Annotated in this window: 14 protein-coding genes; 11 read left to right on the plus strand and 3 right to left on the minus strand. The window is 48.7% G+C overall.

Annotated elements, in window-relative coordinates:
- Positions 1-140 precede the first annotated feature (140 nt).
- On the plus strand, positions 141-1,370 hold the full coding sequence (locus V6C93_RS31470; protein ID WP_333480619.1) for a KGK domain-containing protein: 1,230 nt from the start codon (positions 141-143) through the stop codon (positions 1,368-1,370).
- A 97-nt stretch (positions 1,371-1,467) separates the two neighbouring features.
- On the plus strand, positions 1,468-2,505 hold the full coding sequence (tilS, locus tag V6C93_RS31475) for a tRNA lysidine(34) synthetase TilS (protein WP_333480620.1): 1,038 nt from the start codon (positions 1,468-1,470) through the stop codon (positions 2,503-2,505).
- Positions 2,506-2,587: 82 nt separating this feature from the next.
- On the opposite strand, the gene hmpF is transcribed toward tilS, so the two are convergent.
- From hmpF to V6C93_RS31490, 3 genes are all read right to left on the minus strand, one after another.
- Positions 2,588-4,351, minus strand: coding sequence for a pilus motility taxis protein HmpF (hmpF, locus tag V6C93_RS31480; protein WP_333480621.1), 1,764 nt, complete (start codon positions 4,349-4,351; stop codon positions 2,588-2,590).
- Between the two features lie 547 nt (positions 4,352-4,898).
- The gene (locus V6C93_RS31485; protein ID WP_333480622.1) at positions 4,899-5,114 is read right to left on the minus strand and encodes a hypothetical protein; all 216 of its coding nucleotides are present in this window, start codon (positions 5,112-5,114) and stop codon (positions 4,899-4,901) included.
- Positions 5,115-5,165: 51 nt separating this feature from the next.
- A complete protein-coding gene (locus V6C93_RS31490; RefSeq protein ID WP_333480623.1) occupies positions 5,166-5,306 on the minus strand; it encodes a hypothetical protein in 141 nt (46 codons plus the stop codon).
- 30 nt (positions 5,307-5,336) lie between these two features.
- Between V6C93_RS31490 and V6C93_RS31495 the strand changes: the two genes are divergently transcribed.
- The 9 genes from V6C93_RS31495 to V6C93_RS31535 form a co-directional block, all read left to right on the plus strand.
- Positions 5,337-6,644, plus strand: coding sequence for a response regulator (locus tag V6C93_RS31495; RefSeq protein ID WP_333480624.1), 1,308 nt, complete (start codon positions 5,337-5,339; stop codon positions 6,642-6,644).
- Between the two features lie 191 nt (positions 6,645-6,835).
- Complete coding sequence (locus V6C93_RS31500; RefSeq protein ID WP_015185083.1) at positions 6,836-7,201, plus strand: response regulator transcription factor; 366 nt, start codon at positions 6,836-6,838, stop codon at positions 7,199-7,201.
- 20 nt (positions 7,202-7,221) lie between these two features.
- Positions 7,222-7,752 (plus strand): chemotaxis protein CheW, encoded by a 531-nt coding sequence (locus tag V6C93_RS31505; RefSeq protein ID WP_333480625.1) that lies wholly within the window; start codon positions 7,222-7,224, stop codon positions 7,750-7,752.
- 93 nt (positions 7,753-7,845) lie between these two features.
- Complete coding sequence (locus V6C93_RS31510) at positions 7,846-10,827, plus strand: methyl-accepting chemotaxis protein (protein WP_333480626.1); 2,982 nt, start codon at positions 7,846-7,848, stop codon at positions 10,825-10,827.
- Positions 10,828-11,008: 181 nt separating this feature from the next.
- Positions 11,009-11,803, plus strand: a complete 795-nt coding sequence (locus tag V6C93_RS31515; protein WP_333480627.1) for an MlaE family lipid ABC transporter permease subunit — start codon at positions 11,009-11,011, stop codon at positions 11,801-11,803.
- A 196-nt stretch (positions 11,804-11,999) separates the two neighbouring features.
- A complete protein-coding gene (locus V6C93_RS31520) occupies positions 12,000-12,389 on the plus strand; it encodes a DUF3119 family protein (RefSeq protein WP_333480628.1) in 390 nt (129 codons plus the stop codon).
- Positions 12,390-12,478: 89 nt separating this feature from the next.
- Positions 12,479-13,702, plus strand: a complete 1,224-nt coding sequence (locus V6C93_RS31525; RefSeq protein WP_333480629.1) for a DUF3086 domain-containing protein — start codon at positions 12,479-12,481, stop codon at positions 13,700-13,702.
- A gap of 60 nt (positions 13,703-13,762) precedes the next feature.
- On the plus strand, positions 13,763-14,422 hold the full coding sequence (gene plsY / locus V6C93_RS31530) for a glycerol-3-phosphate 1-O-acyltransferase PlsY (RefSeq protein ID WP_333480630.1): 660 nt from the start codon (positions 13,763-13,765) through the stop codon (positions 14,420-14,422).
- 115 nt (positions 14,423-14,537) lie between these two features.
- Positions 14,538-15,458: PAS domain S-box protein (locus V6C93_RS31535; RefSeq protein WP_333480631.1), on the plus strand; the 921-nt coding region annotated here is incomplete at its 3' end.

The following is a 15,458-nucleotide window of genomic DNA, read 5'->3' on the forward strand; positions in this document are numbered from 1 at the left end:
TACATTCCTACGGCTGGTTTTTCTGAGCGTTCAGCGTTTTTTTTGGGCGAGGCAGATTGCGCCTAAAGATGCCAGCTGTTGACCCTTGCCTGACTACTACTTGCAAAAAAAAACTACAAAGTTAATCGGGGAAAAACGGCGTGGATAAGCGGTTTGAGCCACTGGCTACTGGTGAAGTTTTGTCAGTCGATGAATCTGTTCAAATTCTGATCGGACATCGCACATTCAGAGTTAGCGAATTAGCCGATGCCATCAAGACACAGCTTGAATATGGAATCCAGGGATGGACTCAGGAAAAGGATGGTTGGTTTAGCGAAGAGGGCATCCCGTGTGAGGTCTTGAGGTTTACGGCGAATGGCTGGCAAAAAGGCAAGGTAAGAATCAACTTGGAATTTTGCCCTCTAGACTCTGAAGAGTACGGTAAACAGTCAGTCGCCAGCTTTGACGATGAGTTTGCTGTACCCGAATCACCCGCCAAGATGTCGGATGAGATAGACTTCGATGTATCACCAGTTAGTATGCCGGATGAATTCGATCTAGACGCATCAGCCGCTAGCGCGGCGGCACTGGATCTGGAAGACTCATTCACCAGCACGCAGGATGAGTTCGATGTGGAAACATCATTAGCCAGTAATCAGGCATGGGAGGAAGAAGAGCCGAACACCATTGATGTAGAGATGGTGCAAGAAGTCTCAACCACCATCTCCTATGATGAATTCGATGTGGCGGAGGGTATGCAATCCAGCCTGGATGATGAATTCGGCATGGTAGACCCGATGTCAACCAGCCTGGATGACGAATTCGATGTGGCCCAGGAGATGCAATCCAGCCTGGATGACGAATTCGATGTGGCGGAGGGGATGTCAACCAGCCTGGATGACGAAGATGACGAATTCGGCATGGCAGAGGGGATGTCAACCAGCCTAGACGACGAATTCGGCATGGCAGAGGGGATGTCAACCAGCCTGGATGACGAATTCGATGTGGCGGAGGGGATGTCAACCAGCTTGGATGACGAATTTGGGATAACAGACCCGATGCAATCAAGCCTAGATGACGAATTCGATCAAATTTCCGAAAGTATTGAACAAGAACTCGAACTTGTAGAGTCACCGCAAGCCAGCTCTGATGAGTTCCTAGATTTAGGCGGAATGTCTCCAGACAATGACGATGAGCTGGATTTCGGCGAAATGTCTCTAGACAGCGACGAGAACTTGGATTTCGGCGAAACGTCTGCGAGCGGGGAAGGTGAGTTTCAGTTTGAAGAGATTTCCTTGAACAGTGAGGATTTAGAAGACGATGGCACTGATTCTCTACTCGATGATGTTTGGCAAGACATAAACCAGCCGAGCTGGCAAAACAATCAGTGAACCTGTCAAGTGTGAAGTATGGAAAGAAATGTGAAGCGTAAAGGATGAATTATGAAAAATTTCTTCACTTCATCCTTCATCCTTCAGTGTTTTAAAAATGTCTAACCGTCCAAACTGGACGAAGCTTCATGCTAAGCTACATCAAACGCTGCGGCAACGGCAATTGTTGGCGCAGCAGCAACGAGTGTTAATTGCAGTATCCGGTGGACAAGATTCTGTCTGTTTAGCGCAACTGTTGTTGGATTTACAACCTAAGTGGCGATGGCAACTTGCGATCGCTCACTGCGACCACCGTTGGCCCAAAGATCAGGGTATGGCTGATCATGTTCAACAACTGGCTCAAAACGGGTCGCTGCCTTTTTATCTGAAAACCGCTGCTGAGATAGCTACCAGCGAGGCAGCCGCGCGGCAATGGCGATATCAAAGTTTGATCGAGATCGCTCAAACACAGGGCTATCAAAACGTTGTTACAGGTCATACCAAAAGCGATCGCGCCGAAACCGTCCTCTACAATCTGATTCGAGGTTCAGGTGCTGATGGCTTGCAAGCGCTCACTTGGAAACGCCCCCTCTCGTTTGGACTACAGCTGGTGCGTCCCCTCCTCGAAGTAACCCGTGTCGAGACGTTGCAATTCTGTCAAAAACACCACCTGCCGATTTGGGAAGACAGCTACAATCAAGACCTCAAATACGCCCGTAACCGCATCCGCCAGGAGCTAATACCCTACTTACAAACTCATTTCAACCCCCAAGTAGAGACGGCTTTGGCCCAAACGGCTGAACTTCTCCGGGCAGATGTGGCTTATCTCGAAGAGGCTGCCAAACAGCTGCGGCAGCAAGCAATGGTACCCGTCCACCTAGAGGGACAAGATGAGCCAAGCGCCTCTGACAGTACTATTCCAAGACTGAACCGTCTTGTATTGCAGCAGGCATCCCTGGCTCTGCAACGCCGCGTTATGAGGCAGTTTCTCTCCACTATGCAACAGGCAGCTCCTAGCTTTGAGCAAATCGAAGAAATGACCGCCTTAATTACCGCTCCTAACCGCTCTCGAACCTCGTCCTTTCCCGCAGGAGTAACAGCGGTTGTTGAAGACAACTGGATTGTTCTTCGGGAGGGCGAAAGGGTTGAAGGTTAGAAGGTTGAATGTTGAATGTTATAACTTGTAACCTGTAACCTGATATCTTGACAACTTGCTAACCTGTCAACCTTCAACCTCCTCAAGATGCTGCAAATTCTGGAGACTGTATTAAGCTACTAATCGTTTGCTGTAACTGTGAGATCATCTGTAGCTGATAGTCACCAGTCTCCTGAATTTGATTGAGGGCTTCTGCGATCGCCTCTAGCTTTTGTCGGATTTCACTTACAGTATTTTGCCTCGGCTGTAGCGTCTCTTGGTAAGTATTAACCTCACCCCAAAGTTTAGCCACTGCTGCCATCCCAGACTGCCAGTTTTGCTCCAAGCTTTGTAGTTCACGCTGCTTTGCCTCCTGGTCGCCAGATTGATGACGAACCATGTCCTCAGCTTGGCTGATGCTCCGGCGCATCTGCTCAATCTGGCTTTCTAGTTTTTGTAGGTCTTCTTCCTGTTGTTGTCGTTGTGCTTCTAGCTGACTCAACACTGGACCCAAGTCAATTTTCTGATTATCTGAGGCGTTGCTCTCAGAGATGCCCTGCCGACGCCGCAATACCCGCTGATGCTGATTGAGAACTTCTTCTCGCTCTCGCAGATTTCGGCGTTGACCCACGAGCGTTTCATCCAACATCTGGTAGCGGTCTTGCTCTTCTGCTAGCTCTGTTTCCAAACTAATGCGGTCATACTCACTAGCCGTCCTAATCTTCTCTTGCAATTCTTCAACCGCTTCGCGTTGGAAGGTCAATTCTTCTTCCTGATCATTGACAAAGCGCACCAGCTTTTCCAAGTCTTGCTGCAAATTCTGCACAGTTCCTTGGAGTTCACCTAACGGCATCTGTTCCAGCGCTTCGAGGTCAACCCGCTGACCAATTTTCACATCAGCTGATGTTGCCGCCAAACGAGCCACTTGTTGGTGTAACTCAACTTGGGTTCGTAGCTGGAGACTCAGCATATGTGCTGACTCCTGCTTGATCTCTAGAGCATGTTGCTGCGCCTTTAACTCGGCTTTTGCCTCCTCCAAAGACTTCTGCTCTTGCTGCAACTCCTGCTTACGCTTTTGGAATTCCTCACCTTGGCGCTCAACGTCTGCTTGTCGAGCAGACGCTTCCGTTGTCTGTTGCTCTATCTGCTGCCACCTATTGTCCAGCTCCGCCTGCTGAGCATTGACGACTTCAAATGCCAGATTCAGTTGTTCCCGCACGGCGTCTGTTGGTACAACGGCTTGCGATAACTGCTCTAGCAATTCCGAAATCACAAGGGCTTGGCTCTCATCTAAACCAGGTGTATGCTGAGCCACTTGTTCCTCCAAGCGTCGCTGTTCACCTCGTAGGTGTTCCCACGCTCCCTCCAGCTCCTGACGGCTACGCTCAAACTCTTCTCTAAGCCGTGATGCCTCCTCCTTGGCACTGTCAATCTCTTGTCGTTGCTGATCTAGCCGCTCAAAGTCTTCCTCCATGGATTGCATCTGCTCAATCCGCGCTTCCATCTCCATCTCGCGGCGATTGAGTTCTTGACTTTGATATGTCAAAGACTGCTTCCACTGCTCGATCTCTTCTTCTTGACTTTTCGCCTTTTCCAGCTGTTTCGAGAAATTTTGCAAATCCCTGGCTAGCCGCGATCCGGCTGGCTCAATCTCTCCCTGAATTTGTCGATTCCCACCCAGATTGACGATGACCAAGGCACCTTCGTTCAGGTTTTTGGCGTCTTCAGCAGGAATCACTTCATCACCAGGCACAGCACTCCAACTCTGGTCAGTTCGCTGACAAGCCAGCAGTTTGAGTGCGGTCTTACCGCCGCCGCCCAGTATCCCGCCACCTTTCTGCTTTTGTACTTCTGCTAGATACAGCACACTGATGGTCCTCTTTACGTCTGTTGTGCCCAATTTTTGACTAAACTACATCTAATCTCTAGTTCAATCAGTTTCATTCAACTCAGTTATTAGAAGACCACATTGCCAAAACAAGAAAGAATCTTCATTTTTAACTGAGTAACTCTCTCTTCAGAATTTTGCATTTATTCCGATTAATTATAAAATGGTACGAATAACTATTATTTTGCTGAAACCAGCTTGTCCTGCTGTCACCCCCTAGCTACAACCCTTGTTTTCAGGGCATCTTAACACAGGTCTCACTGGGATCCTAGCTAAACCTGCGCTAAGCTATTCCCCTTATTTCAAGTCTATCGCGTTCATCCTAACCTGTTCTCACTCCGTTAAGAAAGACACCTTAAACCCTAGACAGGGAATAAGCAATCTTTCTCTAACTGTGATCGACCCTTTGAAAATGACCAGCAGTCGGAACGGTAAACAGGAACAGCAGTCAGAAGTGGGCGTTCTCCGCAACATCAAGTCTTCAATTATACTAAATATATAGAAAGTTCGGGGTTATGTGTCTAAACTAGAGTGCTTGGTAATCGGCGCTTGGCTTGATCGCCAAGTTAGATTTAAAGTTTAGCATTGCTGTGGAAACAAGTAGCGGTAGAAAATTGGATTTACCGCTCCTGGGTTGCTCATCGTTCACTCGATAGAGCAACCAACCGGGTCTTTCATTTGATACAGTCTCCTTCTGGGTGTCTGAGCGAAGCAGCATGAAAATACAATCGATCTTAATCATTACTAAGCAGCAATGTGGCGTACAGATGCAATCTACATAGAGCGTTCTCTCTTATACAGGGGTTGAGAAATAGCCGCACTCTTGAACTTGAGCCGTGGCGGCTTGCCCTACCCAAATTGTCAAAATTTCGCGGATTGGCACCAGTGTATAGGCATCCTTGACAAAAGGACGGGTAGCAAGGTTCTCATTCATCCAAAGGTTTTTAGGAGTACGCTTTCTTAAATGCAGGGAACGTTGAATGAAATTGATATCCGCAGCATCCTGCAACTGATCGAGCTAGGTCAGCGAACAGGTGAACTGTTGGTTGAAGCGTACAGCTTCCCCATTAATAACACGGGTGGCGATATCAGTAGCAAAGCTTTCGCCTTTGGGCGTCCTTACCAGGAAACCAAACCAAGAAGAAGGGCAGGACCTTTTTGGTTCGTCTTCTTCCTCAACGGTAAAATTGCCTATGCTTCAGGCAGTGAGAGAAGTTTATCCCGTCTGCGCGACTATTTGCGTCGATATAAAGCCAACACAGCACTGGATCATCTTGAACTCCCGTCCATTGACTCGATAAACGCTCCAGAATACGGCTATCTGTGGGCACTGCTGGAAAAGCATATTCTGACACCAGCGCAAGGGCGAAGCATTATCCAAAGCATGATCCGCGAAACTCTGTTTGACCTCCTCAGCTTACACAATGGATATTTTGTCTTTGAAGTGAGTCCGGCGCTGGCTCCCCAACTTACCACCCTAGAAATTGCCCCTCTAGTCACAAAGATTATGAAGCAGGTGCAGGAGTGGAAGCAATTTCATCCCCATATTCAGTCTCCTAATCAGTGCCCGATCATTACAGATCCAGTGCAGTTACATGCAGCCCTACCAGAAAACGCGTTTAGAACTCTAAGGCAGTGGGCTGATGGTAAAACATCCCTACGCCAACTCTCTCGCTATCTCAATCGCGACATTCTCACCGTTGCTAAGGCGATTTATCCTTATGTACGGAAGGGTTGGGTTCAACTGGTGAGTGCAGCGGCTCAAGATACACCCCCGAATCGAGGAGAAGGAGAATTCAAACCAGTCCCCCAAGTTCCTCGGGTTGTTTGTATTGATGATGACATGGCGATCGGGAAAACCGTAGAGTATATCCTACAAGCTAAGGGCTATGAAGTCACAGCGATTCGAGAGCCTGTGCAGGCTCTGACACTCATCTTTCAACTCAAACCGGATCTAATCCTGTGTGACCTCGCAATGCCTGAACTGGATGGCTACGAAATTTGTGGAATGCTGCGACAATCTACGGCTTTTCGGCAAACCCCCATAATTATGCTAACCGGCAAAGATGGGTTTATTGACCGCGTAAGAGCACGAATGGTAGGGTCTACAGATTACCTGACCAAACCGTTTGGCGCTAATGAACTGTTGATGCTATTGGAGAAATATATTGGTTGGGTTGATATCAAAAAGAGTCAAGATGATAATTCCATCACTGTTAGGTCAGATCAGGAGATAGAAGAGACAGATATCACGAAGTCAGCTTCGGCATGAACTCGCGCCAAGCCGCCCCCGATTTTCATGCGCAGCTGTCACAATCAAAGGAACAAGCCTAAATTTATAAAGATGTTACTCAGTGATTAAAGGATGATGAGGGATACTTTAATCATTATCAGGCTAAAGCCTGAAGTACAGGGGTTCATGCCCGTTCACTCCGGTTACCGCCTTTCGTCAAGTAGGGAGCTATGAGTACAGTTCTGGTTGTAGAAGACAGCCTCGCCCAACGACAGATGATCTCAGACCTCCTCAAAGGAAGTGGGTTGACGGTCACTGTGGCCAGTGATGGTGTAGAAGCATTGGAACAAATTCAGCGCTCTAGCCCTGATGTGGTGGTATTGGATATTGTCATGCCTCGGATGAATGGGTACGAGGTTTGCCGCCGTCTCAAAGCCGACCCCAAAACTCAGAACGTACCAGTCGTGATGTGTTCTTCAAAAGGCGAAGAATTTGACCGTTATTGGGGCATGAAGCAGGGGGCAGACGCTTACATTGCCAAGCCCTTCCAGCCAACAGAGTTGATTGGAACGGTTAAACAGTTGCTTAGAGGATAAGTATATAGGTATTCGAGAGAATGGTTGGTAATCCAGACTTTTTAACGGGTAGTGGGAAAGATCAAGCCCCAGAATTTCAGGAACTAGAAAGCCCCGAAGGTGAACTACACCTGCGGTTTTTTGTTCCTTCGGGTAATGAATTTGCCCTGCCTGCCACTGGCATCAAAGAAGTGATCTCTCAGTCGCCAGACAGGATTACTGCTATTCCTAATGCTTCCCCCTTACTATTGGGCACGATTAACATTCGGGGGCGAGTGATTTGGGTTTCCGATCTCGGTCAGTTTTTAGGGGATACGATGATTTTGAATACAGACCGACCGGAAATTCCCGTCATTGCTGTTGAAGACCAAGACACCATGCTAGGGTTGGCAATTGACCGGATTGGAGAAATGGACTGGCTGGATCTTGAACAATTACAAATGCCGACGAATGTTCCAGATAGTATGGCACCCTTTTTGCGAGGTGAGTGGGCGCTAGACAAAGACTCTAATCAATATTTGCGACTTCTAGATCAGGTGGCAATTCTACGGTCAGCACGGTGGGCAGCATGAAAGTGAGTTAAGTAAAAGGAAAAAGTTCCGTAAAGGAGAAAGGCTTGGCCTTTTACTTTTTCCTTTTTCCTATTGAGCAGAGGGAGGAGGCAAATGGCATCAGGTACGGATTTCGCACAGGAATATGGACAAGCCGAAAAGGCTTATATGCAGGGCAATTACCAAGAGGCTGCCGTCATATGTGACCGATTGGTAGGGGATTTCCCCGAGAACCCCAGTGTACGTCTATTACTCGGTCATATTTACTGCTACGGACTACAGCAGTATGAGGCGGCACGGGAACAGTACGAGGCAGTACTCAACTTAACCGAGAACCCAGATTTTATTGAATATGCAAATAACGGTCTGGAATATACCAATCAGTTGACAAATGGAGCAGACTCAGGAGGAGGAGTCGCAACGTCATCAGATGATTTCGAGGTTAGTTATGGCAGTATAGGTGAAACTGACGAGCTGGGCGACTCACCGAACTTTGAAGGCTGGTCTCATTTGGGGGCTGAAGAAGATGAGCCCAGTGCTTTTGACCTGGGAAGCCTAGATTTTGATGACACGGGAAGTGAGACTTTTGGGTCAACGTCGGACTCGCCCTTTCACAATCCTTTTGGCAGTTCAGGGCAGGATTATGGAGCGACCCAAGACAACCGTAGTGCCAGTGATGCTCCGTTTGCTTTTCCGGCTGATTTTGGGGAAGACAGTGACGAACTGGAGACCTTTGGAACCAGCAGCAGTGAGTTTGACCTGGATGATAGCGTTTTTGGCCGTGCAGGTGTAGAGGATACACAAGAAGAGTTGTACTCGGATACGTCTCACGCCGATGAAACAGGCATGACGTTTGTCATTCCTCCGACTGAAGACTTTGAGGAGACAGGGGCGGATGAAGAGATGGCTCAAGGCTTTGCTCTACCTTCTCAATTTGATGCGGATTTGTCGGAGATGGGGGGAGGAATGTCTTCTTACAGCGAAGAAGATTTCAATGAACCCTTTAACTCGGGTTACCCGGTTTTTGAGGACGAAACGCTATTGATGGGGTCGGGCGAGCTTGAGAATACGTTCGCTATCGATAGAGACGAGTTAGGATATTTGAGCGATCGCAGGTCTAGTTCTGCTGATTCGTTACCAGAAGGCGAATCGGCTCAGGATGACCCGACCTTTGACTCGACTTATGACCAGAATGGGTTCAACTCTTCAGACCACTTCGACTTTGACACCTTTGACGAAGCCTTTGGCAATCAAACTTTCGTCATGGACGAAGTCACTGAAGCTGAGGAGGAAACCTTATCCGGAATTGACCCCCGTCAAAGTGCTAGAGAGGGTTTTCTCGATGAGTTTGATGTATTTGACGATGATTTAGGTTCAATCCCTGATTTCTCCCTTGGCGTTCAAGACGACATGACGGCGGAGGGGGCTGACGAAGCTGATTTTGATATTTTGAGCAACAGTGGGGCAGTACTGGGTGCGACCGGTGGACTGGGGTTAAATGAGGGTGGTGATATTGAGACATCCCGTCCGGGCTATCGGTCATCCGGTGGCGAAGATGAGATGTTTAGCATCAATAACCCCGCCGAACAAATTCCCATCTTTAACCAAACCAAAGATACCGACAATGAACCCATTGTCAATGTGGAGCAGGGTTGGCTAGCTTTTTTTGAAAATGCTTCCCTCAACCGCAAGCAGTTGTGGACAGCCGTGATCACAGGGGCTGTCTCAGCTATAGCAGTGGCTCTTGTCAGTAACATTGCGGCGAGTACGGCTCCCGGCCCCAATCAAGATGCGGTGATTTCACGGCTCAAGACTACTGGCTGGGCGATGAGTTTGGTCGCAGGAGCCGCCAGTTTTGGTACGACTTTGCTCCTCGGTCGAGTGACGGAAAAACAGATTAAACGGGCGACGACCGACCTGCAATCCCAGTTTGAAGCCGTTTCTCAAGGAAATCTGAGTGTTACGGCTACCGTTTACTCAGAGGACGAATTTGGTCAGTTGGCGACAAGTTTCAACCAGATGTCGCGGGTAATCCTGACGAGTATGAGTGAAGCGCAGCGCAAGGCGGAAGAGCAAGAGCAGGCGAAAGAAGACCTGCAACGTCAGGTGATTCGGTTGCTCGATGATGTGGAAGGAGCTGCACGCGGTGACCTAACCGTACAAGCTGAAGTGACAGCTGACGTTTTAGGGGCAGTCGCCGATTCCTTTAACTTGACCATTCAAAACCTGCGGGAAATCGTACAACAGGTTTCCCAAGCGGCGCGTCAGGTGAACAAGGGTTCTGCGGATTCTGAGTCGTTTGCCCGAAGTCTGTCCTCAGATGCTCTACGGCAAGCTGAAGAACTGGCTGTTACCCTCAATTCCGTGCAGGTGATGACCGACTCCATTCAGCGGGTGGCAGAGAGTGCGCGAGAAGCGGAGGATGTGGCACGCACGGCTTCGGAAACTGCTGTAAAAGGGGGCGAAGCGGTGGAACGCACGGTGGCAGGAATTTTACAAATCCGAGAGACAGTAGCAGAAACAACCCGAAAAGTCAAGAGATTGGCTGAATCATCTCAAGAAATTTCCAAGATTGTGGCGCTGATTTCTCAGATTGCTTCCCGAACGAATTTGCTGGCGCTCAACGCCAGTATTGAGGCAGCAAGAGCTGGGGAAGCGGGTCGAGGTTTTGCGATTGTTGCCGATGAGGTGCGACAGCTAGCCGATCGCGCGGCGAAGGCGTTGAAGGAAATTGAACAAATCGTGCTGCAAATCCAGAGCGAAACAGGCTCAGTCATGACAGCAATGGAGGAAGGTACCCAGCAGGTAATTGACGGTACCAGACGAGCAGAACAAGCGAAGCGATCGCTGGAAGATATCGTTCAGGTTTCAAATCGTATCGACGCCTTGGTGCGATCAATTGCCGCCGATACCGTAGAACAAACGGAAACATCCCGTGCTGTCGCCCAAGTGATGCAGTCTGTAGAACTAACCGCTCAAGAAACCTCCCAGGAAGCCCAACGGGTGTCTGGTGCCCTGCAAAACCTGGTGGGTGTTGCGCGAGACCTCTTAACCTCAGTGGAGCGGTTCCGGGTAGAATCCAATGGTGGAAAATAGGGTTACAAGGTTGAAGGTTAGGAGGTTGAATGTTGAAAGTTAGAAGGTTGAATGTTGAAAGTTAGAGGTTAGAAGGCTGAAGGATTTAACCTGAAACCTGTTAACCTGCAACCTGTAACCCATTTTCAACCTGCAACCTGTTAACCTGCAACCTGCAACCCTTTATGGACTACTAATAACAATGACTGAGATTACTAGTTCCAGCTTAGGGTTGTGGACTCGGCGCTTGCTGGAAGCGATTTTCTTGGGTGGGCAAGTAATGCTTCATCTCCTAGCGGGGAAGATCAATCGTCGTAACACCCTCGAACAAATGGCATTAGTGGGGCCAGCCTCACTGACGATCGCCATGATTACTGCCGGTTTTATCGGCGCAGTGTTTACCATTCAGGTAACGCGAGAGTTCATCAACTTTGGTGCCACAAGTGCCGTCGGGGGAGTTCTGGCGTTGGCGTTGAGCCGGGAACTTGCCCCCGTGCTGACGGCGGTAATTTTAGCAGGACGAGTGGGTTCGGCGTTTGCAGCGGAAATTGGCACGATGCGAGTGACTGAGCAGATTGATGCGCTTTATATGCTCAAAACTGACCCGATTGATTATCTGGTGATTCCTCGCGTTATTGCTTGCTGCCTGATGCTGCCGATTTTGACCATTCTTGCCATCATCCTTGGTATGGCGGGAGGAGTCCTAATTGCAGACAGTCTGTATGGTATTTCCCAGGATGTGTTTCTGGATTCCGTGCGTAGTTTCCTGAAAGTCTGGGATTTGGCTAGTGCTGCCATAAAAGCAGTGGTTTTTGGGGCGTTGATTGCCATCATTGGTTGTAGTTGGGGATTAACCACAACCGGCGGAGCAAAAGGTGTGGGTCAATCGACAACCACTGCGGTCGTTACCGCGCTACTGGCGATCTTTATTTCCAACTTTTTCTTGTCCTGGGTCATGTTTCAGGGGACGGGTAGCGCGGTGATTGGTGGTGGTTAACACAGTGACCCAAAAGCCCATCCTTCGCGCATTACTACAAAAAGAGAACTAGATATGACATAAAATTGCGACTCATCAATCGTTACCAAAACTTTATGCCTTTGGGCCGAGGAGTGTCAAAGGAATCGGCATGAGGTAGAGACGCTTTAGAATATAAGGATATTAAAGGCGTTTATAATAACGGGACTGAAGCCAAGTGACTTCTGCTGCGTCTTCTCCTACCTCAACCCAGACGGTTGAACTCTCCCCCAGCTACACACTCCCTTTGGTATTAATCGTAGCTGCCGTACCTATATTGCTCATACAAATCTGGGTGAGTTTAGCGATCGCTCTTTTTGGGCTCTTTTTATTGTTTCAGACCGTTACCATCCGTCTGCAATTTACCGAAACGGCGTTGGACATTTATCGCTCAGAAACAATGATTCGACGTTTTCCTTATCAGGAGTGGCAAAACTGGCGAATTTTTTGGCCGTCGCTGCCCATTTTGTTTTACTTCAAAGAAGTCAAAAGCATCCACTTTTTGCCTATTCTGTTTGACCCAAAGATGCTGAAAACTTGCCTGGAACAACGCTGTCCCAGGCTTTAAGTTGTTGGCTATGCTTAGCCAAACGAGAGGCAGTGGAACTCATCCCTGTTGAGGAAAGAGTGATTAAGTTGTTAAGTATTACTTGTTAAATGAATTCAGACGAAGCACAAACTCAGAAACAAGAGCCAGTAAAAGAGCCAGCTTTTGAAGCGTTGGAGCATTTGGACGAACAAAACCCTACAAATGAAGTCGCAGTACAACAATCAAATGATGGGGATCGTCAGCACGATCGCATTAGCTCCTCTGAAGTGGGACGGTACGAAAAAGCATCGGAATTAATCAAGGTAGAAGACCAGAGGTCGCAATCTGCACCAGGGCAACCTCTAGCAAAAGAGGACGTTGCTAATTTAGCTCAAACGGTGGCTGATCTGAAGCGTCAAGAACAGGAGTTGAGACAGAAAATTGCGGCTTTACAAGAAACTCAGGTTCAACTTCTCTCCGACCAGTTGGCAAAAACCCAAGCCGCTGTGGAACGAATGGTGCAAGAGGGCGTGGAGGAGCTAGAGCAACGTAAGCAAGCGCTGCAAATTTCGATTGAACAGATGGAACGCCGCCGCGAACGTATCCGGACGGAAATGCGCACCACGTTTGCAGGTGTCTCCCAAGATCTAGCGATTCGGGTGCAAGGGTTTAAAGATTATTTGGTTGGAAGTTTACAAGACTTAGCAAGTGCCGCAGAGCAATTGGATCTATCCCCTCCCTCAGAACTAGCAAAGCCCGTTAGAGAAGAATCCCGTCAACCCGAAAAGGCTTCACCAACTCCTAAATTTGCTGAACAGGGATTTCAAGAGCAAGTCAAACAGATTCGTAACATCCTTGACCAATACCGATCGCTGCCGGATTACTATGGCCCCCCCTGGCAACTACGTCGCACCTTTGAACCGATTCACGCCGAACGCGTCTCAAATTGGTTTTTTACCCAAGGGGGCCGGGGTGCCCTAAAAACAATGGGCAGCCGCTTACAAAATATTTTGATTGCCTCAGCGATCATTTCTGTATTGCGCACGATCTACGGCAATCGCCAGCGTACTCTCATCCTTGCGAATACCCCCGAACGGCTGGGAGAATGGCGTCGAGGATTGCAGGATTGTTTGGGCATCTCTAGAAGTGATTTTGGCCCGGAACAGGGTGTTACCTTGTTTGAGGAGGCTCCCGCCTTGGTACAAAAAGCGGATCGGTTGCTGGCTCAAAAACAGCTGCCACTGATTATCGTTGATGAGACAGAGGACCAGATTAATCTTTCAATGCTGCAATTCCCTCTTTGGTTGGCCTTTGCTCCCGATCCTCAACAGATGTCTCTCTACCAGTATTAGAGTGTAATGTTGTGTCCAAGTCAGGAGTCAGGAGAAAAATTAAATTGAGGAAGAATGCCAATGGCGCTTGAGTGGATTGTGAGTGGGCTACTGTTAATTGCGGCTTATCTGCTAGGGTCGCTCCCTACGGGTTACCTGGCAGGACGACTACTGAAGGGGATTGATATTCGGGACGAAGGTTCCGGCTCTACTGGGGCGACCAATGTTCTGAGAACCTTGGGAAAAGGGCCAGCGCTGCTGGTTTTACTGATTGATGCCCTCAAAGGAGTCGGTGCGATCGCTCTCGTTAATGGCTATTACGCCCTGGTTGAGACCCCCGTAATTTCTTTGACCTGGCAACCGTGGTTAGTAGCGGGTGCTGCCTTCGCCGCCGTACTGGGTCACAGTAAATCAATCTGGATTAAATTCACGGGAGGTAAGTCTGTCGCTACGGGTTTAGGGGTCTTACTCGCCATGTCTTGGCCCGTAGGGTTAGGAGCTTTAGGGGTATTTGCTGTGGTGTTGGCGCTGTTTCGCATTGTTTCCTTAGGTTCAATTACAGCAGCGATCGCAGTTCCTATCCTAATGATTTTCCTCTCGGCACCCCTTGCCTACCAACTGTTTGCTAGTGCGGCTGCCTTGTATGTCGTCGTCAGGCATCGCAGCAATATCCAGCGTATCCTTGCGGGTACCGAACCTCAAGTTGGAAAACCCCTGCCGACAGAACCTCAAAGTAATTAGTGTTGTAGTGTACCCTCTGGCGTGCTCCCTCCACGATCCCTTAGCTATCTAAGAAGGCCAGAAGGTTAATCAACGGCTTCAACTGTTAGACCAACACCTAGAAGTGATGGAAGTGATGTTAGACCAACACCTAGAAGTGATGTCAGACAGAGAGACACTGTTACAAAATGTCTTCGATACCGTCTCCACTGGACTTTTTGTGATAGAGGTCGAAGGGCTCGACGACAGCACAACAGAAAACACAACCTTCCGATTTGTCATGACCAACCCGGCTTATGACAAGCTGCTGTCGATACCCAACAATTCCTTAGCTGGATTATGGCCCCACGAAGCTCTTCCCTCAGAGGTAGCCGACAGATTTTCTAGAAACTACAACCGTTGTCTAGAGCAACGCCAACCCATTAGCTACGAGGAGTCTGTTGAGAGTGAAGCTGATCATCGCACGTTGCTGACGACGTTGTCGCCGATTTTTGCAGCTGATGGGCAAATTTCGCGAATTATTGGCTCATCTCAGGACGTTACTGCCTACACACAGGTAGAGACAGCCTCAAAGCCTGTCCAGCAAGATACTACGGTTAAACCCCAACTCGCACCACCGCAGCTGACGAATGAATTGCTGCCAGTTAACACAGGCGATCGCCAATGGATCGAGGATTTTTTGTGGCTAACGCATCTGTCCTTGGAACAATCCGCGATTATGGCTTGCTTAGTGGAACAAGAGGCACGATTTATCTACGTCAACGATGCCGCTTGCCAACTCCTAGGATATTCCCGCCAAGAGCTACTCTCGATGAGCGTTGGAGACGTTACGCCAGACTTTCCTCCTGAAGCTTGGCCAGAACACTGGCAAGAGGTCAAGCAACGTCGTTCTTTTACCTTTGAGGCTGTTAAACAGAGAAAAGATAACCAACGCTTTCCTGTCGAGATTACAGTTAATTACTTTGAATTCAACGGTGGGGAATATAACTTCGTTCTTGTGCGCAATATCACCAACCGCCAGCAGACTGAGGAAGCTTTATCCCAAGAAAAGGAATTA

Origin of the sequence: Allocoleopsis sp., from assembly GCF_036703385.1 — a bacterium.
Classification (GTDB): domain Bacteria; phylum Cyanobacteriota; class Cyanobacteriia; order Cyanobacteriales; family Coleofasciculaceae; genus Allocoleopsis.

Excerpts from the sequence above, each read along its gene's own strand:
- tilS (WP_333480620.1), top strand. The coding sequence starts at position 1,468 with ATGTCTAACCGTCCAAACTGGACGAAGCTTCATGCTAAGCTACATCAA.
- V6C93_RS31485 (WP_333480622.1), bottom strand. The coding sequence starts at position 5,114 with ATGATTAAGATCGATTGTATTTTCATGCTGCTTCGCTCAGACACCCAG.
- V6C93_RS31490 (WP_333480623.1), bottom strand. The coding sequence starts at position 5,306 with ATGAATGAGAACCTTGCTACCCGTCCTTTTGTCAAGGATGCCTATACA.
- V6C93_RS31495 (WP_333480624.1), top strand. The coding sequence starts at position 5,337 with ATGCAGGGAACGTTGAATGAAATTGATATCCGCAGCATCCTGCAACTG.
- V6C93_RS31500 (WP_015185083.1), top strand. The coding sequence starts at position 6,836 with ATGAGTACAGTTCTGGTTGTAGAAGACAGCCTCGCCCAACGACAGATG.
- V6C93_RS31505 (WP_333480625.1), top strand. The coding sequence starts at position 7,222 with ATGGTTGGTAATCCAGACTTTTTAACGGGTAGTGGGAAAGATCAAGCC.
- V6C93_RS31510 (WP_333480626.1), top strand. The coding sequence starts at position 7,846 with ATGGCATCAGGTACGGATTTCGCACAGGAATATGGACAAGCCGAAAAG.
- V6C93_RS31515 (WP_333480627.1), top strand. The coding sequence starts at position 11,009 with ATGACTGAGATTACTAGTTCCAGCTTAGGGTTGTGGACTCGGCGCTTG.
- V6C93_RS31525 (WP_333480629.1), top strand. The coding sequence starts at position 12,479 with ATGAATTCAGACGAAGCACAAACTCAGAAACAAGAGCCAGTAAAAGAG.
- plsY (WP_333480630.1), top strand. The coding sequence starts at position 13,763 with ATGGCGCTTGAGTGGATTGTGAGTGGGCTACTGTTAATTGCGGCTTAT.